This window comes from Streptococcus macedonicus ACA-DC 198 (assembly GCA_000283635.1).
Taxonomy (GTDB): domain Bacteria; phylum Bacillota; class Bacilli; order Lactobacillales; family Streptococcaceae; genus Streptococcus; species Streptococcus macedonicus.
The window spans coordinates 233,394-253,483 of the sequence record HE613569.1; the positions used below are offsets into that span (position 1 = coordinate 233,394).

The 20,090-nt window shown below is 38.9% G+C and carries 15 protein-coding genes and 2 pseudogenes; 13 read left to right on the top strand and 4 right to left on the bottom strand.

Annotation, left to right across the window (positions count from 1 at the left end):
- The first annotated feature begins 163 nt into the window (after positions 1 to 163).
- The 3 genes from SMA_RS01355 to SMA_RS01365 all read left to right on the top strand — a co-directional run bounded on the left by SMA_RS01355 (position 164) and on the right by SMA_RS01365 (position 5,776).
- Positions 164 to 4,558 (top strand): PolC-type DNA polymerase III, encoded by a 4,395-nt coding sequence (locus SMA_RS01355; RefSeq protein WP_014293879.1) that lies wholly within the window; start codon positions 164 to 166, stop codon positions 4,556 to 4,558.
- Between the two features lie 113 nt (positions 4,559 to 4,671).
- Positions 4,672 to 5,124: a MarR family winged helix-turn-helix transcriptional regulator gene (locus SMA_RS01360; protein ID WP_014293880.1), complete on the top strand. Its 453-nt coding sequence runs from the start codon at positions 4,672 to 4,674 to the stop codon at positions 5,122 to 5,124.
- Positions 5,125 to 5,230: 106 nt separating this feature from the next.
- Positions 5,231 to 5,776, top strand: coding sequence for an NADPH-dependent FMN reductase (locus SMA_RS01365; RefSeq protein ID WP_014293881.1), 546 nt, complete (start codon positions 5,231 to 5,233; stop codon positions 5,774 to 5,776).
- A gap of 60 nt (positions 5,777 to 5,836) precedes the next feature.
- Here the strand turns inward: SMA_RS01365 and def are convergent, their stop codons facing one another.
- Together def and SMA_RS01375 are read right to left on the bottom strand one after the other, a co-directional pair.
- Positions 5,837 to 6,451 (bottom strand): peptide deformylase, encoded by a 615-nt coding sequence (gene def, locus SMA_RS01370; protein WP_014293882.1) that lies wholly within the window; start codon positions 6,449 to 6,451, stop codon positions 5,837 to 5,839.
- 67 nt (positions 6,452 to 6,518) lie between these two features.
- Complete coding sequence (locus tag SMA_RS01375) at positions 6,519 to 7,163, bottom strand: cyclic nucleotide-binding domain-containing protein (protein WP_014293883.1); 645 nt, start codon at positions 7,161 to 7,163, stop codon at positions 6,519 to 6,521.
- Between the two features lie 93 nt (positions 7,164 to 7,256).
- Here SMA_RS01375 and SMA_RS01380 point away from each other — a divergent pair, with 93 nt between their 5' ends.
- Together SMA_RS01380 and SMA_RS10745 are read left to right on the top strand one after the other, a co-directional pair.
- Positions 7,257 to 8,417: an MFS transporter gene (locus SMA_RS01380; RefSeq protein ID WP_014293884.1), complete on the top strand. Its 1,161-nt coding sequence runs from the start codon at positions 7,257 to 7,259 to the stop codon at positions 8,415 to 8,417.
- A gap of 12 nt (positions 8,418 to 8,429) precedes the next feature.
- A complete protein-coding gene (locus SMA_RS10745) occupies positions 8,430 to 8,651 on the top strand; it encodes a hypothetical protein (protein WP_223246224.1) in 222 nt (73 codons plus the stop codon).
- A gap of 120 nt (positions 8,652 to 8,771) precedes the next feature.
- On the opposite strand, the gene SMA_RS01385 is transcribed toward SMA_RS10745, so the two are convergent.
- Both SMA_RS01385 and SMA_RS01390 read right to left on the bottom strand, forming a co-directional pair.
- On the bottom strand, positions 8,772 to 9,152 hold the full coding sequence (locus tag SMA_RS01385) for a VOC family protein (RefSeq protein ID WP_014293885.1): 381 nt from the start codon (positions 9,150 to 9,152) through the stop codon (positions 8,772 to 8,774).
- 17 nt (positions 9,153 to 9,169) lie between these two features.
- A pseudogene (locus SMA_RS01390) lies at positions 9,170 to 10,016 on the bottom strand (Cof-type HAD-IIB family hydrolase).
- Between the two features lie 313 nt (positions 10,017 to 10,329).
- Here SMA_RS01390 and rpsO point away from each other — a divergent pair.
- The 8 genes and pseudogenes from rpsO (at position 10,330) to SMA_RS01435 (ending at position 20,058) form a co-directional block, all read left to right on the top strand.
- Entirely contained in the window at positions 10,330 to 10,599 is a 270-nt protein-coding gene (rpsO, locus tag SMA_RS01395; protein WP_003063161.1) for a 30S ribosomal protein S15, read from the top strand.
- A 523-nt stretch (positions 10,600 to 11,122) separates the two neighbouring features.
- A pseudogene (gene adhE, locus SMA_RS01400) lies at positions 11,123 to 13,764 on the top strand (bifunctional acetaldehyde-CoA/alcohol dehydrogenase).
- A 438-nt stretch (positions 13,765 to 14,202) separates the two neighbouring features.
- Positions 14,203 to 14,436, top strand: coding sequence for a GlsB/YeaQ/YmgE family stress response membrane protein (locus SMA_RS01410; RefSeq protein WP_014293888.1), 234 nt, complete (start codon positions 14,203 to 14,205; stop codon positions 14,434 to 14,436).
- Between the two features lie 203 nt (positions 14,437 to 14,639).
- Positions 14,640 to 16,823 (top strand): polyribonucleotide nucleotidyltransferase, encoded by a 2,184-nt coding sequence (gene pnp, locus SMA_RS01415; protein ID WP_014293889.1) that lies wholly within the window; start codon positions 14,640 to 14,642, stop codon positions 16,821 to 16,823.
- Between the two features lie 44 nt (positions 16,824 to 16,867).
- Positions 16,868 to 17,623: an SseB family protein gene (locus SMA_RS01420; protein ID WP_014293890.1), complete on the top strand. Its 756-nt coding sequence runs from the start codon at positions 16,868 to 16,870 to the stop codon at positions 17,621 to 17,623.
- 15 nt (positions 17,624 to 17,638) lie between these two features.
- Positions 17,639 to 18,256, top strand: a complete 618-nt coding sequence (cysE, locus tag SMA_RS01425; RefSeq protein WP_009853357.1) for a serine O-acetyltransferase — start codon at positions 17,639 to 17,641, stop codon at positions 18,254 to 18,256.
- A 58-nt stretch (positions 18,257 to 18,314) separates the two neighbouring features.
- On the top strand, positions 18,315 to 19,661 hold the full coding sequence (cysS, locus tag SMA_RS01430) for a cysteine--tRNA ligase (RefSeq protein WP_014293891.1): 1,347 nt from the start codon (positions 18,315 to 18,317) through the stop codon (positions 19,659 to 19,661).
- On the top strand, positions 19,654 to 20,058 hold the full coding sequence (locus SMA_RS01435) for a Mini-ribonuclease 3 (RefSeq protein ID WP_009853359.1): 405 nt from the start codon (positions 19,654 to 19,656) through the stop codon (positions 20,056 to 20,058). Before cysS ends, SMA_RS01435 begins: the two co-directional genes overlap by 8 nt.
- Positions 20,059 to 20,090 lie beyond the last annotated feature (32 nt).

Below are 20,090 nucleotides of genomic sequence, written 5' to 3' on the forward strand. Positions count from 1 at the left end.
GACAGTTAGTTCTGACCTTTTTCTTTTGTATCGAAAAAAGATTTCATTTGTGGTAAAATTAAGAGATAACGTAACTAGAAAAGAAGGCAAAATATGGTAACCAAGAGGTGTATTTTGCTTAGTAGATAAATTTAGTTTTTGGAATTGAGGTAGTTTACGCATTATGTCAGAATTATTTAAAAAATTGATGGAGCAAATCGATATGCCGCTTGACATGCGACAATCTTCTGCTTTTTCATCTGCAGATATTCGTGAAGTTAAGGTGCATTCTGTATCTCGCCTCTGGGAGTTCCATTTTTCATTTGCGGAAATTTTGCCAATTGAAATCTATCGTGAATTGTCTTATCGATTGGTGAACACTTTTAAGCAAGCGGATATCAGAGCGACTTTTGATATTCAAGCAGAAACTGTCGATTTTTCACAACCTTTATTGCAAGCCTACTATGAAGAGGCTTTTGAGCATGCTCCGTGTGATAGCGCCAGCTTCAAGGCTTCTTTCAGTAAATTGAAGGTCTCTTATGATGGCACAAAATTATTGATTGAAGCGCCAGCATTTGTTAACAATGACCATTTTCGCAAAAATCATCTGCCTAATCTAGCGCGTCAATTTGAAGCATTTGGTTTTGGCAAACTTACCATTGACATGGTTTCTGATGAAGCGATGACGCAAGCTTTACGAGAAGACTTTACGTCAATTCGCGAAGCTATGGTGGAAAAAGCGGTGCAAGAAAATCATGAGGCGGTTAAATCTCTGGAATCTTCTATGCCACCAACTGAAGAAGCACCAAAACCTAAATTTGATTTTAAGGAACGTACCAAACAGCGCCGTTCAGGTTTCGAAAATGCCAAAATCACACCAATGGTTGAAGTCACAACAGAAGAAAACCGAATTGTCTTTGAAGGAATGGTTTTTGACGTTGAAAAGAGAACAACTCGTACAGGACGTCACATTATTAATTTTAAAATGACTGACTACACATCAAGTTTTGCCATGCAAAAATGGGCAAAAGATGATGATGAGTTGAAAAAATACGATATGATTGCCAAAGGGTCATGGCTTCGAGTTCGTGGAAATGTTGAAAATAATAATTTCACCCATGCATTGACCATGAATGTGCAAGATGTCAAAGAGATTGTTCATCATGACCGCAAGGATTTAATGCCAGAAGGTCAAAAACGTGTGGAATTCCATGCCCATACGAATATGTCAACCATGGATGCTTTGCCAACGGTTGAAGAATTAATTGATACAGCAGCGAAATGGGGACACAAGGCTGTTGCTGTTACTGACCACGGCAATGTGCAAAGTTTCCCACACGGTTATCACAGAGCACGCAAAAATGGTATCAAGGCGATTTTTGGTTTAGAAGCTAATATCGTTGAGGACAAAGTGCCGATTGCCTACAATCCTCAAGATATTGAGTTAAACGAAGCTACCTACGTCGTATTTGACGTGGAAACGACTGGGCTTTCTGCGGTCAATAATGACTTGATTCAGATTGCAGCTTCAAAAATGTACAAGGGAAATATTGTTGAGCAGTTTGATGAGTTCATCAACCCAGGTCATCATTTATCAGCTTTTATAACGGAATTGACTGGTATTACGGATAATCATGTTCGCAATGCTAAACCGATTGAAGAAGTCCTTCAAATGTTCCAAGATTTTTGTCAGGATACTGTGTTAGTTGCCCACAATGCAACCTTTGACGTTGGCTTTATGAATGCCAATTATGAACGTCATGGCATGCCAATCATTACACAACCTGTCATTGATACCTTGGAATTCGCCCGAAATCTCTATCCAGAATACAAACGTCATGGTTTGGGACCATTGACTAAACGGTTTCAAGTTTCGCTAGAACACCACCATATGGCGAACTATGATGCGGAAGCAACGGGGCGCTTGCTCTTTATTTTCTTGAAAGAAGCACGTGAAAACCACAATTTAACTAATATGATGGATTTGAATACGAAATTGGTTGCTGAGGATTCTTACAAGAAAGCACGCGTCAAACACGCGACGATTTATGTTCAAAACCAAACAGGTTTGAAAAATATTTTCAAACTCGTCAGCCTTTCTAATGTCAAATATTTTGAAGGTGTGGCTCGCATTCCAAGAACGGTTCTTGACGCCCACCGTGAAGGGCTCTTGATAGGAACAGCCTGCTCAGAGGGCGAAGTCTTTGACGCAGTTTTATCTTCAGGGGTAGATGCTGCAGTCAAAGTGGCGAAATATTATGATTTCATCGAAGTTATGCCACCAGCAATTTACGCTCCGCTATTGGCGCAAGGAACAATCAAAGATGAAGAAGGTATCCGACAAGTCATCCGAGATTTGCTTGAGGTTGGACGTCGTCTGAACAAGCCTGTTTTGGCGACTGGGAATGTCCATTATATCGAGCCTGAAGATGAGATTTACCGTGAAATCATTGTCCGTAGTTTAGGACAAGGGGCACCGATTAACCGTCCGATTGGTCGTGGTGAAAATGCCCAACCTGCTCCGCTACCAAAAGCGCATTTCCGTACAACCAATGAAATGCTAGATGAATTTGCTTTCCTTGGTGAGGATGTTGCCTACGAGATTGTTGTTAAAAATACCAATGATTTTGCGGAACGCTTTGAAGAAATTGAAGTCGTTAAAAAAGACTTGTACACCCCCTTCCTTGAAAAATCAGAAGAACGTGTCGCTGAAATGACCTATCAAAAAGCCTTTGAAATCTATGGTAATCCACTTCCTGATATCGTCGATTTACGTATTGAAAAAGAATTGACGTCAATTTTGGGTAATGGATTTGCCGTGATTTACTTGGCTTCGCAGATGTTGGTAATTCGTTCCAATGAACGTGGTTACTTGGTTGGTTCGCGTGGTTCAGTCGGGTCAAGTTTCGTGGCAACCATGATTGGGATTACCGAAGTTAACCCAATGCCACCACATTATGTCTGTCCAAATTGTCAGCATTCAGAATTCATCACCGATGGTTCTGTCGGTTCTGGTTATGATTTGCCTGACAAGGATTGCCCAGAATGCGGCACACGTTACAAGAAAGATGGACACGATATTCCGTTTGAAACCTTCCTTGGTTTTGATGGAGACAAGGTTCCTGATATTGATTTGAACTTCTCTGGAGATGACCAACCGTCAGCTCACTTGGACGTTCGTGATATTTTTGGTAAACAATACGCCTTTCGTGCTGGAACCGTAGGTACGGTGGCGGACCGTACTGCTTATGGATTTGTTAAAGGTTACGAACGTGATTATGGCAAATTCTATCCAGAAGCAGAAGTGGAACGCTTGGCACAAGGTGCAGCTGGCGTTAAACGTACGACTGGACAACACCCAGGTGGTATCGTTGTTATTCCAAACTACATGGATGTGTATGATTTTACCCCTGTTCAATACCCAGCGGACGATTTATCAGCAGAATGGCAAACCACTCACTTTAACTTCCACGATATCGATGAAAACGTCTTGAAACTTGATATTCTCGGTCATGATGATCCGACCATGATTCGTAAATTGCAGGATTTATCTGGTATCGATCCTAAGGATATTCCAGCTGATGACCCAGACGTTATGGCGCTTTTCTCAGGCACAGAAGTGCTTGGTGTCACCCCTGAACAAATCGGAACACCGACAGGAATGCTTGGTATTCCAGAATTTGGGACAAACTTTGTTCGTGGTATGGTTGAAGAAACTCACCCAACAACATTTGCCGAATTGCTCCAGTTATCAGGGCTTTCTCATGGTACCGACGTTTGGCTAGGAAATGCTCAAGATTTGATTAAAGAGGGGATTGCCACGCTGAAAACCGTTATCGGTTGTCGTGACGACATCATGGTTTACCTCATGCACGCAGGTTTGGAGCCAAAAATGGCTTTTACCATTATGGAACGTGTGCGTAAGGGAATGTGGCTTAAAATCTCTGATGAGGAACGTAATGGATACATTGAAGCTATGCGAGAAAATAATGTGCCCGACTGGTACATTGAATCCTGTGGTAAAATCAAGTACATGTTCCCTAAAGCCCATGCAGCAGCCTACGTTTTAATGGCGCTTCGTGTAGCTTACTTTAAAGTACATTATCCGATTTACTACTACTGTGCTTATTTCTCAATCCGTGCTAAGGCCTTTGATATTAAGACAATGAGTGCTGGGCTTGATGCGGTAAAAGAACGCATGGCTGATATTTCTAATAAGCGTAAGAATAACGAAGCTTCAAACGTTGAAATTGATTTATACACCACACTTGAAATTGTCAATGAAATGCTCGAACGTGGTTATAAATTTGGTCAACTTGACCTTTACCGTAGTGATGCAACCGAGTTTATCATCGACGGTGATACACTTATTCCACCATTTGTAGCGATGGATGGTCTTGGTGAAAACGTTGCTAAGCAAATTGTTAAAGCACGTGAAGAAGGCGAATTCCTTTCAAAAATGGAACTCCGCAAACGTGGTGGCGTTTCAGCCACATTAGTTGAAAAAATGGATGAAATGGGAATCCTCGGCAATATGCCAGAAGATAACCAATTAAGTCTGTTTGATGATTTCTTCTAAGATAGAAACTTAAACTAGGATAGAAATGAACAAATTGCTTTCAGAAAAACTGGCGTGGTTTGTTCGTTTTCTTATGACATTTATTTTTAAAGGGAAATTTTTAAGGAGACGAAATGGCAAATTTTAAAAATAATGCTGTAAAATCAATGGTTGTGATGCGAAAAGCTTTTCGCACGATTGATGCTAGAGTATCAGAGTCGTTTGAAGTTGATCATTTGACACCGACTCAATTTGGTGTTTTAGACGTTCTTTATGCCAAAGGACCGATGAAAATCGCAGAGCTACTAGACAGTATGTTGGCAACTTCTGGCAATATGACGGTTGTCATCAGAAATATGGAGAAAAAAGGTTGGGTGACACGTACCACTTTCCCTCACGATAAACGAGCTTATCTGGTTGGGTTAACAGAGCAGGGACGCCAGGTCATTGAACACGCTCTGCCACTCCATATCGCTAAAGTTGAGGAAACTTTTTCAGTGCTAACAGAGGACGAACAAGCAGAACTCATTCGACTTTTGAAAAAATTCAAACCTTGTGAGCAAAATAATTTACAAAATCAAAAATAAAGTGTACAATGACAGCATATAAAAAGCACTATTTAGTGATAAATAATACTTTGATTTCTTTAAAACTAATCATTACTAAATAAATAACCTTTTTAAGGAGACTCACATGAAAAAAATTCTATTTGTTGTCGGCTCATTACGTAGCGGTTCATTCAATGCCCAATTCGCTAAAAATGCTGAAAAAGTGCTTGAAGGAAAAGCAGAAGTTAGCTATCTTGATTGGTCACAAGTACCAGTCTTTTCACAAGATTTAGAAGCTAATATTCCAGCGACTGTTCAGGCAGCTCGTCAAGCTGTTTCAGAAGCTGATGCTATCTGGATTTTCTCACCTGTTTACAACTTTGCTATCCCAGGTCCTGTGAAAAACTTGCTAGACTGGTTGTCACGTGCCATTGACCTTTCAGATCCAACAGGTCCATCAGCAATCAATGAAAAAGTAACTACGGTTTCTATTCTTGCTAATGGTGGTCACGAACAAGTAGCAGAAAGCTATCGTGCCTTGCTCCCATTCATCCGTACACAATTTGTCGATGAAATCACAACGACACGTGTAAATGATTCAGCTTGGGTGGATGGTGTGTTCGTTCCAACAGAAGAAGTTCTTGCAAATCTTGACAAACAAGCTCAAGCCCTTCTATCAGCAATCGACTAAATCAAATCATACATAAAAAGCTCATTGTCAGCCGTAATGGTTGATAATGAGCTTTTTGTTTTATTCGATAATTAGCATACCTTCTTTAATGGCAAATGGATTTTTCTCATTAATGCGATCGTAGAACATAATACCATTTGTATGGTCAATTTCGTGTTGAACGACGATTGAATTATAACCTTTGAGTTTAATGCGATGTTTTTCACCATTTTTATCAAAGTAATCAACGGTTACACGCGAGTGACGAACCACATAGCCTTCGACAGCACGGTCAACAGACAAGCATCCCTCACCATCAGCAAGTGCAGCATCTTGAACAGAATGTGCTACAACTTTTGGATTGTACATGACTTCTTGTAAGCTATAAGCTTCTTTTGGTGGATTACCGTCTTTGTCCTCAGGATTTGGAACGAGAACAGCAATGATGCGTTTTGAAATGTCTAATTGTGGGGCTGCTAGACCAACACCACCACGCAAGCCCATTTTTTCAGCTGTCACAGGGTCTTGTGAGTTTTTCAAAAATTGTAACATTTTTTCGCCTAGAATAATTTCTTCATCAGACAAAGGAAATGTTACTTCTTCGGCAACCGCACGAAGTGTCGGATTGCCTTCACGAACGATGTCATCCATATTGATTAAATGACTTGGTTTTGTTAATTTTTCAATAACTGACATATTTTCTCCTCAATTCATTCTATAATAACAATATAGCACAAAAATGCGAAACGAGAAAGTTAAAGACTTAATTAGTGATTTTTAGGTCAATCAATTGCGTCATGTCTTTGATGTAATAATAGGGTCTGCGTTTTTCGATGATTCCTGTATCAATAAGTTCATGAATGACACGTAGTAAATGACGGTAGCTGACGCTAAAGGAATCAGCAAGGCTTGTCAATTCTAATTTGAAAACACCTTTTTCCTCGATAGCCAAGATATGCGTTGCTAAGCGTTCTTTCAATGTGTAATTTAAATTCGTTGACGCGCGAATGTTTTGCTCGTAGAGAGATTGTGCTAAGCCTTTGCTCAAGTTTAAAAGCAGAGCATTGTCAGCAAGCAATTGTTCACGAATGCCAGCTAACGGTAATTGAATGATAAGAGTATCCTCAAGAGCAATGACAGATGATACGACAGGTTGGTCTGTTAATAACTCAATATCACCGATTAAGGTTGGCTTTTCTTTAATGTCAAGAATGTGTTCTTTTCCGTTAAAAAGTCGGCGAACGATTTTGAGTTTTCCCTTGGCAAAGTAAGAGAGTGCTGTTAATGATTCGCCTTGATGACAAATGGCATCCCCAGCAGATAGTTGCAAGACTTGCAATTTATCAAAATAATGAGTAGAGAAGATTTTTTCTAGCTGATATTCTTTAATATAGGCTTCTAATGACACGTAGATCTCCTTTTAATTGTGACAAAAGTCATATTTTTATGCGTTAACTTTGATTATACTTGATTTGATGAAAAAAACAAGTAAGGAGTTAATATGAAAGCATTTTTGGAAAAACTTAGTCTCTTGTCGCTCTCTCTCATGTTGGTTTCGACTTTTTCGACATCAACAGCTTTACCGCAAATGATTGCAACGTTTCAGCAACAAGGCTATGTTGCAAGTCAGGTTGAAATGCTGTTTTCCATTTCCTCTTTTGTAATTATGGGAATGTTGGTGATAAATCCATTTTTGGACCGTTTCCTGTCAGAACGCAGCAGTATCATTTTAGGACTTTCATGCATTGCATTTGGTGGAAGTTTGCCCGTTGTTGGTAAAACCTATGCGTTGGTTGTTGTCTCACGTGTGCTTCTAGGAATGGGAATTGGTCTGATTAACGCGCGTGCGATTAGTATCATTAGCGAAAATTACCAAGGAAATGAGCGCGCACAAATGCTTGGCTTTCGTGGGTCGTTTGAAGTGCTAGGCAATGCTTTTTTAACAGCTTTGGTAGGTTTTTTAGTGCCGCTTGGTTGGTCATGGTCGTTTATCGTTTATCTGTTTGCTTTACCTATTTTACTGTTTTATTTGCTGTTTGCCCCAAAACGAGCTGTTGTAGCGGAAGTGGCTAGCCAAAAAACATCAGCTAAATTTACAAAAAAAGATATTGTGTATATTGTCGGATTGTCTTTATTGGCAGGATTTGTGATTAATATTAATAGTGCCAATAGCCTTAGAATTCCAGTTATCGTTGACCAACTGCACCTTGGAAGTCCACGCCAAGCTAGTTTGATTTTGAGTGGCATGATGTTAATGGGAATTCTCTCTGGTATTTGCTTTGAAGGCTTATTAGCACGATTTAAGAAAGAGCTGATAATTGTTTCCTTGATTCCATTTGCTCTTGGGTTGTTTATGCTTGGTGTGGCACACAATCTCTGGTTAATGCTTATCGGAGCGATGCTTTCAGGGTTCTGGTACAGCATTGTGGTTACAAGCGTCTTTAGCAATGTGTCAAATAAAATATCGCCACAATTGATTGGACATGCGACAACTTTGGTTCTCCTATTTTGTAATTTTGGCGGAGCTAGCGCAGCCATTGTCCTCAGTCTTTTTTCAAAAATCAATCCACAACCTGGTTTTACCTTTGTGATTTATGCTATTATTAGCCTAATAATCAGCCTTGTCTTGATGTTTAAAACGCGCTTTTTAAGTCAAAAATGATACAATAAATCTATGAAAATGATACAAAGGTTACAATTACTAGAACACCTAACACCGACAGAACAGATTTTATCGGAAAATCATTATAATAAGATGTCGTCGTTTTCAACACGAATGACCTTACTTTATTTGTTAGATAGTTTGTACTCTTTGTATTTCCAATTAAATTACGACCAAAATTTGGCATTCAAATTGGAAGCTTACGAGCGAATGACCAAAACGAAAAAAGAATAAAAAAAACTTGGTAACTACTCCTAATACCTATCTGATTAGGATTTAGCCCAAGTTCTTTTTTGTTTGCTATAAGTGAGATTCGCAAATGCTGGATAGGTAATCTCCCCATAGCAAAGCCGATTAAACGGTCAATTCTAAACGATTTCCTTCGGGGTCACAAACGACGGATTCGTAGTAACCGTAACCAGTTGTTCGGGGTTGACCTAAAACATGATAGCCATCGTTTTCAAGCTGTGCCGTTAACTGATCAACGGCTTCTTTACTACCAAGTGAAATGGCTAAATGAGTAAAGCCAAGACTCTTATCAACGCCTTCAGAAATATCCCCACGATGACACAATTCCAAACGAGTACCATCAGAAAAGCTCAAAAAATGAGATGAAAAACCAGTTCGTGGATTATGGTAAAGTTCAGAAGCAGATGTGTTGAAATATTTAGCAAAAAAAGCTTTCATTTGCTCTAAATCATGTACCCAAACACCGATGTGTTCAATTTTTATCATTTTTATCTCCCGTTTAATCAAATGTTAAAGTAAACTCGTAACGTTTCAGCGATACCGTCCTCGTCGCTAGAAAGGGTAATAATATCGGCAATGTCTTTCAATTCTTGCACAGCATTTGCCATTGCCACCGCAGTTCCAGAATAAGTCAGCATACTAGCATCGTTTTGTCCGTGACCAAAAGCAATCATATCCTCTGGTTGATAACCAAGCGGTGCTAAAACAGTATTCAAGGCTTTTGCCTTGTCGATTCCTTGAGCAGTAAATTCATAATAAAAATCTGCCGTAAACATTGAACTGAGTTTGCCTTCAAATGGTGCAGCAATTTCTTTGTAATGTGCAGCAAGATAATCGCTACTGCCAGCCAATAAGATTTTATGGAGCGGGAAATCAGCAAAGGAAGCCAAATCACGCTTTTCAGCTAGCAAATATTTACCGCCACGTGATTCGTATTCAATGATATTAATGTCCAGATTCTTTTTCTCCCAGTGAATCATGTTCTTATAGACGTCGTTGACGTACATATAATCCCCTTTGCTAATCATTGGGATGACATCAAATTGTTTCACGTGTTCAAGAACTGCTTGTCCTTCTTCAACTGTCATGGCTTGATTGAAAAGAATATCGCCAGATTCACAATCCACTACCACAGCGCCATTATAAACTACTAAAAGCCCGTGGTGCTTGTCCATTGCTAATTCGTTAGCAAAATCCTGCATACCACTTACAGGATGACCAAGAAGCCAAGATGAGACGTGCTCCTTGTTCTTGAGTGGCTAAAAGAGCTTCTTTTGTTTTAGAAGTGATTTTTTTCTCGCTGTTTGTCAATGTTCCGTCAATATCCATGATAATTAAAGATTTTGTCATAAGAGTTCTCACTTTCTTGTTGTTTGATTTCAGTATAGTTGATTTTGGAAAAGATAAAAATAGCTGAGCGTTGTTTAGAATGTTCTTGTCATTTTTTCTGACTTTCTTGATAAATTTTTGAAAAAAGTTTTTCAAACGGATGATTTCCAAATAACTTTTAGATGACCTTAGCTAAAAACATTAAAAACCTTTGACAAAAGCAGCAGTAATCTGCTAAAATAAGGACTGTCATATGACAAGTAACTTTTTCTTGGTTGTAGGAGACGCCAAAAACCTACGACTCGGATGAAGCAATATAAAGGAGAAAAATATTATGGCAATCTCAAAAGAGAAAAAAAATGAAATCATTGCTCAATACGCACGTCATGAAGGTGACACAGGTTCAGTTGAAGTTCAAGTAGCTGTTCTTACTTGGGAAATCAACCACCTTAATGAGCACATTAAACAACACAAAAAAGACCACGCAACTTACCGTGGATTGATGAAAAAAATTGGTCACCGTCGTAACTTGTTGGCATACCTTCGCCGCACAGACGTTAACCGTTACCGCGAATTGATCGCATCACTTGGACTTCGTCGTTAATCAGATGCCCAAGTCAACTAAAAGCTTCTTGGATTTTTCCAAGGGGCTTTTTTGTATTTTCTAAGATGATTTCTCCTTTAAAAAGACAAATTTTACAAAAAATGAAAGCAAACGATAATAACCTTGAGATGATTAAATAAAATGAGAGAATCGTGTCAAAAGTGATAAAAAACATTAATATATCAAGCTTTTTGGTGTTTCTTTTGTATCCCCTTACAACGCTTTTATAATAAAAATAAAAAAGCTTACAAAAAATACTTAACTTTTTTGAAAAAAGTTTAATATAGTTGGTGAAGAATATCACAATTATTGATAGTTGAAGAACTTAACCTTTGATTTTGTGTAGTGAAGAGAGTTTTTTGACCTCTGTTGAGGTTTTAGGCGACTATACAGGTTTTATTTTTATCTTGGTGTCATTCATTCATTATTCTTCTTAAAAATTGAGGCACTTATTTTAAGGGTACTTATAAGGAGGTTTTCTTAATGGCTTAAAGCAACAAATGCAGATGTAAAGAATAACGAGTTGAGCGCTGAAGAAGCAGCCTAGCAGTATACAGGGGCTCTTGTCGATAAAGCTCTTGAAGCTGAGCGCGTTTATGCAACTTATTCACAAGAACAAGTTGATAAAATTGTAGAAGCTATGGCTCTCGCAGGTTCTGAAGCTTCGCTAGAATTGGCAAAAGAAGCACATGCCGAAACTGGTCGTGGTGTCGTTGAGGATAAAGATACTAAAAACCACTTCGCAACAGAATACGTTTACGAACGTATCAAAAATGAAAAAACAGTTGGTATCATTGGTGAAGATAAGGTTTCTGGAAGTATTCAAATTGCAGAACCTCTTGGTGTTTTAGCAGGTATTGTCCCAACAACAAACCCAACATCAACAACAATGTTCAAAATTTTGGTAGCGTTGAAAACACGTAATGCCATTGTTTTTGCATTCCACCCACAAGCACAAAAATGTTCTGCTCATGCAGCAAAAATTCTTTACGAAGCTGCGGTGAAAACTGGTGCTCCTGAAAATATTGTCCAATGGATTGAAATGCCCTCAATCGCTAACACAACAGCCCTTATCCAAAACAAGAAAATTGCTTCTATTTTGGCAACTGGTGACCTGGTATGGTAAATGCAGCCCTTAAATCAGGTAACCCATCAATGGGTGTCGGTGCAGGTAATGGTGCTATCTATGTTGATGCAACTGCTCATATTGACCGCGCTGTGGAAGACTTGTTGTTATCAAAACGCTTTGATAATGGTATGATTTGTGCGACTGAAAATTCAGCAGTCGTTGAAGCGTCAGTTTACAAAGAATGGTTGCAAAAAATGCAAGATAAAGGTGCTTACTTAGTACCTAAGAAGGACTACAATAAAATTGAAGACTTTGTTTTCAATGATAACCATGGTGTAAACGGTCCTGTTGCCGGGATGCCAGCAACTTGGATTTGTGAACAAGCTGGTGTGAAATTGCCAGAAGGTAAAGATGTTCTCTTGTTTGAGCTTGACAAGAAAAACATCGGTGAAAAACTAACATCAGAAAAATTGTCTCCACTCCTTTCAGTGTACAAAGCTAAAGATCGTCAAGAAGGTATCGAAATTGTTGAAGCACTTCTTGATTATCAAGGTGCAGGGCACAATGCCGGTATCCAAATTGGTTCACAAGCAGACCCATTTGTAGCAACATATGGCGATGCCGTGAAAGCATCACGTGTCTTGGTTAACCAACCAGATTCAGTCGGAGGTATCGGTGATATCTATACAGACGCACTTAAAGCCAGCTTAACAATTGGAACAGGATCATGGGGGAAAAATTCATTGTCACACAATCTTTCAACTGGCGATCTCTTAAATATCAAGACTGTTGCGAAACGTCGTAACCGTCCACAATGGATTCGCTTGCCAGGAAAAACTTACTACGAAAAGAATGCTATCTCATATTTGCAAGATGAATATGAACCAATGCAACGTGCTTTGATTATAGCAGACCCAGGTATGGTTCAATTTGGATTTGTTGACACTGTCCTTGCTCAATTGGCATTGCGTGATGAAAAAGTCGCAACATCAATTTACGAAACAATCAAACCAGACCCAACCCTTGGACAAACAATCGAAATTGCAAAACAAATGCGTGATTTCAAACCAGATACAGTCATTGCAATTGGTGGTGGCTCTGCTATTGATGCATCTAAGATTGCACGTTTAATTTATGAATTTTATCTTGACCGTGGTGATGAATTCCTTGATAGTTATGATGCTGTTAGCGAATTTTTCCTTGAATTGCAACAAAAAATCATTTATATTCGTAAACGTATTGTGAAATTCAAACATCAAACAACAATACGTCTCTTCTGTATCCCAACCACATCTGGTACAGGTGCTGAGGTGACACCATTTGCGGTTATTACTGATGATTATACACACGTGAAATACCCACTTGCTGATTATGAATTGGTACCACAAGTTGCTATTGTTGATCCAGAATTTGTTATGACTGTGCCAAAACGTACAGCAGCTTGGTCAGGATTAGATGCTTTGTCACATGCTCTTGAATCTTACGTATCAGTTATGGCATCTGACTTTACACGTCCATGGTCTCTTGAAGCTATCAAGTTGATTATTGAAAATCTTGAAGATGCTTATAACTACGATCCTAAGAACCCAACACTTCGTGGTGAAAAAGCTAAAGAAAATATGCATTATGCAGCAGTTATTGCTGGTATGGCATTTGGTAATGCTTTCTTAGGTATCAACCATTCACTTGCTCACAAAACAGGTGGTGAATTTGGACTTCCACACGGTTTAGCTATTTCAATCGCAATGCAACATGTTATCCGCTATAACGGTGCATCTGGTAATGTTAAACGCTCAGTTTATCCACGTTATGAAGAATACCGTGCTCAAAAAGATTACGCAGATATTGCGCATTATATTGGTCTTAAAGGTAAAGATGATGCAGAATTAGTCGAAGCACTTTGCGACCGCATTGATAAATTGATTCATACTGTTGACGTTGAACCAAAACTTTCTGCTAATGGGATCACAAAAGAAGCCTTTGATGCAGCAGCTAATCGTTTGGCAAGCTTGGCATATGATGACCAATGTACTCCAATAAACCCACGTCAACCATACATTTCAGAATTGAAACAACTTTTGATTGATATGTTCTAATATTAGTTGTTTAGTTAGCAGTCAATATCTTAAAAGTCTCCCTTTGGGAGGTTTTTATGTTACAATAAGGATATGGTATTTGGAATTTTAGCATTTTGTTTTGTTTTAATGGGACTGCTAGAGTTGATTTTTCTTGGTTTGAGTTTGTCAATTGGTCACCGTTGGAAATATATGTGGCTTTTGTCACTAGCATTCGGAATTGTATTTTTAAGTTCCTTTATTTTCATGGCAGAATAAACAATTGTTTTTTTAATACTGATGATACTAGGTTCTTTTGGAATGGGATTTACTTGCCCAAATCGATTTAGCAAGCGGAGCCGAATAGCTTTGTTTATCGTAGCTATTTTGGTTTTGGCATTTTATCTAATCGTCTTGTGGATAATTAGTGGAGCTCTTTCAAATATTTCTAGTGGGACAACGATTTAAAAGGAGAATATTATGATTTGGTCATTAATTGTCGGAGCGCTTATTGGGGTGATGGCTGGTGCAATTACCAATAGAGGAGAATCTATGGGCTGCATTTACAATATTTTTGCTGGTTTAGTCGGTTCTTTTGTTGGTCAAAGTTTATTTGGCTTTTGGGGACCATCGTTAGCTGGCATGGCAATTTTACCATCGATTTTAGGAGCTATTATTGTTATTGCAGTCGTTGATTTATTCTTTGGCAAGTAAATATTTTGATAAGAAGTAGTTGTCAACTGACAACTGCTTTTTAGTATTCTTAAAAAACTATGCTACAAGCTCTGCTATTTCCCATAAAATGTGATAAAATGATAGGGATACGTGGTTTTATGCAAAGACGAGTTTATAAGTCTTTTACAGACTGGTTTTTGTAGAAAACGGACGTATCAAAATAAAATATCAGAGGAATAAATATGTCAAAACAAACTTTTGAAACAACTTTTGCTGGCAGACCACTTGTTGTTGAGATTGGTCAAGTTGCTAAACAAGCCAATGGCGCTGCTGTGGTACGTTATGGTGAATCAACCATTCTTAGTGCAGCTGTGATGTCTAAAAAGATGTCAACAGGTGACTTTTTCCCACTTCAAGTTAATTATGAAGAAAAAATGTATGCAGCTGGAAAATTCCCTGGTGGTTTCAATAAACGTGAAGGACGCCCAACAACTGATGCGACTTTGACAGCGCGTTTGATTGACCGTCCAATTCGTCCAATGTTTGCAGAAGGCTTCCGTAATGAAGTTCAAGTGATTAATACCGTTCTCTCTTACGATGAAGATGCTAGTGCGCCAATGGCTGCTATGTTTGGTAGCTCACTTGCTTTATCTATCTCAGATATTCCATTTAACGGACCTATTGCAGGCGTTCAAGTAGCTTACATTGACGGTGAATTTATTATTAATCCGTCAGCTGCACAAAAAGAGGAGTCACTTCTTGAGTTGACTGTTGCCGGTACAAAAGATGCCATTAATATGGTTGAATCTGGCGCCAAAGAATTGTCAGAAGACATTATGCTTGAAGCGCTTCTTAAAGGACACGAAGCTGTTCGTGAGTTGATTGCTTTCCAAGAAGAAATCGTAGCAGCTGTTGGTAAAGAAAAAGCTGAGGTTGAATTGCTTCAAGTTGACCCAGAATTGCAAGCTGAAATTATCGCAGCTTATAACGCTGACCTTCAAAAAGCAGTTCAAGTTGAAGAGAAAAAAGCGCGTGAAGCAGCGACAGAAGCTGTGAAAGAACAAGTCATTGCTGTTTACGAAGAACGCTACGCTGACGATGAAAATTACGAAACTATCATGCGTGACGTTGCTGAAATCCTTGAACAAATGGAACACGCAGAAGTCCGTCGCTTGATTACTGAAGATAAAATTCGTCCTGACGGTCGTCGTGTTGATGAAATTCGTCCATTGGATGCTGAAATTGATTATTTACCAAAAGTTCACGGTTCAGGTCTTTTCACACGTGGACAAACACAAGCATTATCAGTCTTGACCCTTGCTCCAATGGGAGAAACACAAATTGTTGACGGTCTTGACCCAGAATACAAGAAACGTTTCTTACATCACTACAATTTCCCACAATATTCAGTTGGTGAAACAGGACGTTATGGCGCTCCAGGTCGCCGTGAGATCGGTCATGGTGCCCTTGTTGAACGTGCTCTTGCGCAAGTTCTTCCTAGCTTAGAAGAATTTCCGTATGCAATCCGTCTTGTAGCCGAAGTTTTGGAATCAAATGGTTCATCTTCACAAGCTTCAATCTGTGCGGGTACTCTTGCTCTTATGGCTGGTGGTGTACCAATCAAAGCTCCAGTAGCAGGTATTGCCATGGGATTGATTTCAGACGGTAGCAACTACACAATCTTGACAGACATCCAGGGTCTTGAGGATCACTTTGGTGATATGGACTTTAAAGTTGCTGGTACACGTGAAGGAATTACAGCACTTCAAATGGACATTAAGATTGAAGGAATCACTCCTCAAATCTTGAAAGAAGCTCTTGCTCAAGCTAAGAAAGCTCGTTTTGAAATTCTTGATTTGATTGAAGCAACTATCCCAGCACCACGTGCTCAATTGGCTCCAACAGCACCAAAAATTGATACAATCAAGATTGATGTTGATAAAATCAAAGTTGTCATCGGTAAAGGTGGTGAAACAATCGATAAAATCATCGAAGAAACGGGTGTTAAAATCGATATTGATGATGACGGAAATGTATCTATTTATTCATCTGACCAAGCTGCAATTGACCGCACAAAAGAAATCATTGCTGGTTTAGTTCGCGAAGCTAAAGTTGGTGAAGTTTACCATGCCAAAGTTGTTCGTATTGAAAAATTTGGTGCGTTTGTTAATCTCTTTGATAAGACAGATGCCCTTGTTCATATCTCAGAAATTTCATGGTCACGTACGGCTAATGTGTCTGATGTCTTAGAAGTCGGTGAAAAAGTCGATGTTAAAGTTATCAAAGTTGATGATAAAGGTCGTATTGATGCTTCAATGAAGGCTTTGTTACCACGTCCATCAAGAGCTGAGAAAGAACACAAAGGGCAGTCACCATTTGGCGGACACTTACTTGATCGTAAAGAAAAACATGACAAAATCGACTAATTGTCTTTCTTAAAGATCATTCTTTATAATTTTGGAGTTTTATCATGACAAATACAAATGAACTTGATATTCGTTTGCGTGCCTTTATTAATGCGCCAGACAATTTTTTAGATAGTATTGCCCTTGTTAATGCTTTGCATAACGCCCCTGTCTTAGCCAGTGATCAGCCTTATGCTCTTGAAATTGATGGGCAAAAGGTGACCCCTGTTTTTTCAGACAAAGATGACCTTGAAACATTCAAAACAGAACAAGCTAGTGCCAAACAACAAAATTGGATAGAACGTTCAACACTAGATGTTTTGAGAGAAGTTATTGAAAAAGGATTGACAGGACTTGTTTTTAACCTTAAAAAGACAGGTGATTTTGGTAATTCAACCATTTTCAAAAGTAGTGAATTGATTCAATTTTTGAATGCTTACACAACTATCTTAAACAAACTCATGGGAGAAGAAAATCTCACCGCAGATGTTTTGGATAAATATTATTTAGTACCTGCTTTTGTTCACCCACGTGATGACAAGAGTTTTGATCGTATGTTTCCAACAATGTTAACACCAGAAGGTAAAAGCTATGTCCCTGCTTTCTCAAACCTTCAAAGTTTTGCCAAATGGTATAACCACAATGATTTTGGTTTGCCATTCCGTAAAGCACAAGGAAGTGTTTTAACATGGCGCTTGGCAGATATTTATCAACCGGGACATGGTGAAAATGACATTGACGAAACCGTAGGAGTTGCGATTAATCCATTTGACGACCAACAAATCTTAGTGGATTGGTCCGAAATCGACGAAGACGAATAAAGGAAAGGAGAAGATATGGGTTGGTGGAAAGAGACCATAGATATCGTTAAGAAAAATGATCCAGCGGCTCGTAGCTCTCTGGAAATTATCTTAACATATCCCGGTATTAAAGCTCTGGCTGCACACCGTTTATCACATTTTTTGTGGAAACATGGTTTTAAATTAATCGCTCGTATGCACAGCCAATTTTGGCGCTTTTGGACACAAATTGAAATTCACCCAGGAGCTGAAATTGCTGAAGGAGTTTTTATTGACCACGGTTCAGGACTTGTTATCGGAGAAACAGCTATTGTGGAAAAGGGAGTTATGCTCTACCACGGTGTAACCCTTGGTGGAACAGGTAAAGATGTAGGAAAACGTCATCCGACCGTTCGTGAAGGAGCGCTTGTCTCTGCTCACGCTCAAGTCATTGGTCCTATTGAAATTGGAAAAAATGCTAAGGTAGGTGCTGCTGCTGTTGTAGTTGCGGATGTTCCTGCTGATGTCACAGTTGTCGGTGTTCCCGCAAAAGTTGTTCGTGTTCACGGTAAAAAAGATGTGGATGCTATTCATAACATGGAAGAAAATCGTGAATATTACACGTCTAAACTTGAAGAAGCACGCTATCAAAGCTTGCATTCCTCAAAACTTTAGATAACATGAACAGTTTAAACAATAGTTTAAGAATGACTATAAAAGGGGAGAAACAGACATGACAATTAAAATTTATGATACAATGACCAGAAGTTTGCGAGATTTCGTGCCGATTACTGAAAATACGGTTAATATGTATGTCTGCGGACCAACGGTTTACAACTATATTCATATTGGAAATGCTCGTAGCGTTGTGGCATTTGACACTATTCGTCGTTATTTTGAATACCGAGGATACAAGGTTAACTATATTTCTAACTTCACAGATGTTGATGACAAAATCATCAAAGGAGCTGCTGAAGCTGGTATGGACACCAAAGCTTTTTCAGATAAATTTATCGCCGCTTTCATGGAAGATGTCAAACAACTCGGTGTGAAACCAGCAACTAAAAATCCTCGTGTCATTGATTATATGGATGAGATTATTGACTTTGTTAAAGTCTTGGTAGATAAAGGTTTTGCTTACGAAGCTAATGGCGATGTGTATTTTCGCGTTGCAAAAAGCCAAAACTATGCAAAACTCGCTAATAAAACACTTGCTGACTTAGAAGTTGGAGCTAGTGGTCGTGTTGATGGCGAAGGAGAAATCAAGGAAAATCCCTTAGACTTTGCTCTTTGGAAATCAGCCAAACCAGGCGAGGTTTCATGGCAAAGCCCATGGGGAGAAGGACGCCCTGGTTGGCATATTGAATGTTCTGTTATGGCGACAACCATTCTTGGTGATACGATTGATATTCACGGTGGTGGAGCTGACTTGGAATTTCCTCACCATACCAACGAAATCGCCCAATCTGAAGCCAAAACAGGAAAAACATTTGCCAATTATTGGATGCATAATGGTTTTGTCAATGTGGATAATGAAAAAATGTCAAAATCTCTTGGAAATTTTGTAACTGTTCATGATATGTTAAAAACCGTTGATGGACAAGTTTTAAGATTTTTCCTTGCGACACAACAATACCGCAAGCCAGTAAATTTCACTGAAAAAGCTGTTCATGACGCCTCTGTTAATCTTAAATATTTGAAAAATACTTTTACATTGCCACTTACTGAAGAAGCTGATGCTGCTGAATTGGCAAAATTTAAAGCTGACTTCGAAGTAGCTATGGATGATGATTTCAATACGGCAAATGGTATTACAGTCATTTTTGATATGGCAAAATGGATTAATTCAGGTAATTATAATCAAGCAGTCAAAGATACCTTTGCTAAGATGCTTGCTGTATTTGGTATTGTGTTTGAAGAAGAAGTCTTGGATGCTGATATTGAAGAACTTATTGAAAAACGTCAAGCTGCGCGTGCTAATAAAGATTTCGCAACAGCAGATGCCATTCGTGACCAATTAGCAGCACAAGGTATTAAACTTCTTGATACCAAAGATGGTGTGAGGTGGACACGTGACTAACAAGGTAGATGTCAATCTAATTAATGGTATTGCCCTTGCTTTTGAAGGTGACGCGGTTTATTCCATGTATATTCGTAAGCACTTGATTTTTCAAGGATTAACAAAGCCAAATCAATTGCACCGCAAAGCAACCAAATATGTCTCTGCTAAGGCGCAAGCTATGCTAATTAATCTTATGTTAGAAGCTCAGCTATTGACTGAAAAAGAAGAAGACATCTATAAACGTGGTCGCAACACAAATAGCCACACTAAAGCTAAAAATGCGGATGTCGTGACTTATCGCATGTCAACAGGCTTTGAAGCAGTCATGGGATATCTTCATATGACTGGCCAAATCGAACGCCTCGAAGAACTAATCGACTGGTGTATTCAAGCCGTTGAGAAAATAGAAGACTAGTTATAAATAAAAATAACAGCCAGTTCTCGCAT

Coding starts and splice junctions, on each gene's coding strand:
- SMA_RS01355 (WP_014293879.1), top strand. CDS start 164: ATGTCAGAATTATTTAAAAAATTGATGGAGCAAATCGATATGCCGCTT.
- SMA_RS01360 (WP_014293880.1), top strand. CDS start 4,672: ATGGCAAATTTTAAAAATAATGCTGTAAAATCAATGGTTGTGATGCGA.
- SMA_RS01365 (WP_014293881.1), top strand. CDS start 5,231: ATGAAAAAAATTCTATTTGTTGTCGGCTCATTACGTAGCGGTTCATTC.
- def (WP_014293882.1), bottom strand. CDS start 6,451: ATGTCAGTTATTGAAAAATTAACAAAACCAAGTCATTTAATCAATATG.
- SMA_RS01380 (WP_014293884.1), top strand. CDS start 7,257: ATGAAAGCATTTTTGGAAAAACTTAGTCTCTTGTCGCTCTCTCTCATG.
- SMA_RS10745 (WP_223246224.1), top strand. CDS start 8,430: ATGAAAATGATACAAAGGTTACAATTACTAGAACACCTAACACCGACA.
- SMA_RS01385 (WP_014293885.1), bottom strand. CDS start 9,152: ATGATAAAAATTGAACACATCGGTGTTTGGGTACATGATTTAGAGCAA.
- rpsO (WP_003063161.1), top strand. CDS start 10,330: ATGGCAATCTCAAAAGAGAAAAAAAATGAAATCATTGCTCAATACGCA.
- SMA_RS01410 (WP_014293888.1), top strand. CDS start 14,203: ATGATTTGGTCATTAATTGTCGGAGCGCTTATTGGGGTGATGGCTGGT.
- pnp (WP_014293889.1), top strand. CDS start 14,640: ATGTCAAAACAAACTTTTGAAACAACTTTTGCTGGCAGACCACTTGTT.
- SMA_RS01420 (WP_014293890.1), top strand. CDS start 16,868: ATGACAAATACAAATGAACTTGATATTCGTTTGCGTGCCTTTATTAAT.
- cysE (WP_009853357.1), top strand. CDS start 17,639: ATGGGTTGGTGGAAAGAGACCATAGATATCGTTAAGAAAAATGATCCA.
- cysS (WP_014293891.1), top strand. CDS start 18,315: ATGACAATTAAAATTTATGATACAATGACCAGAAGTTTGCGAGATTTC.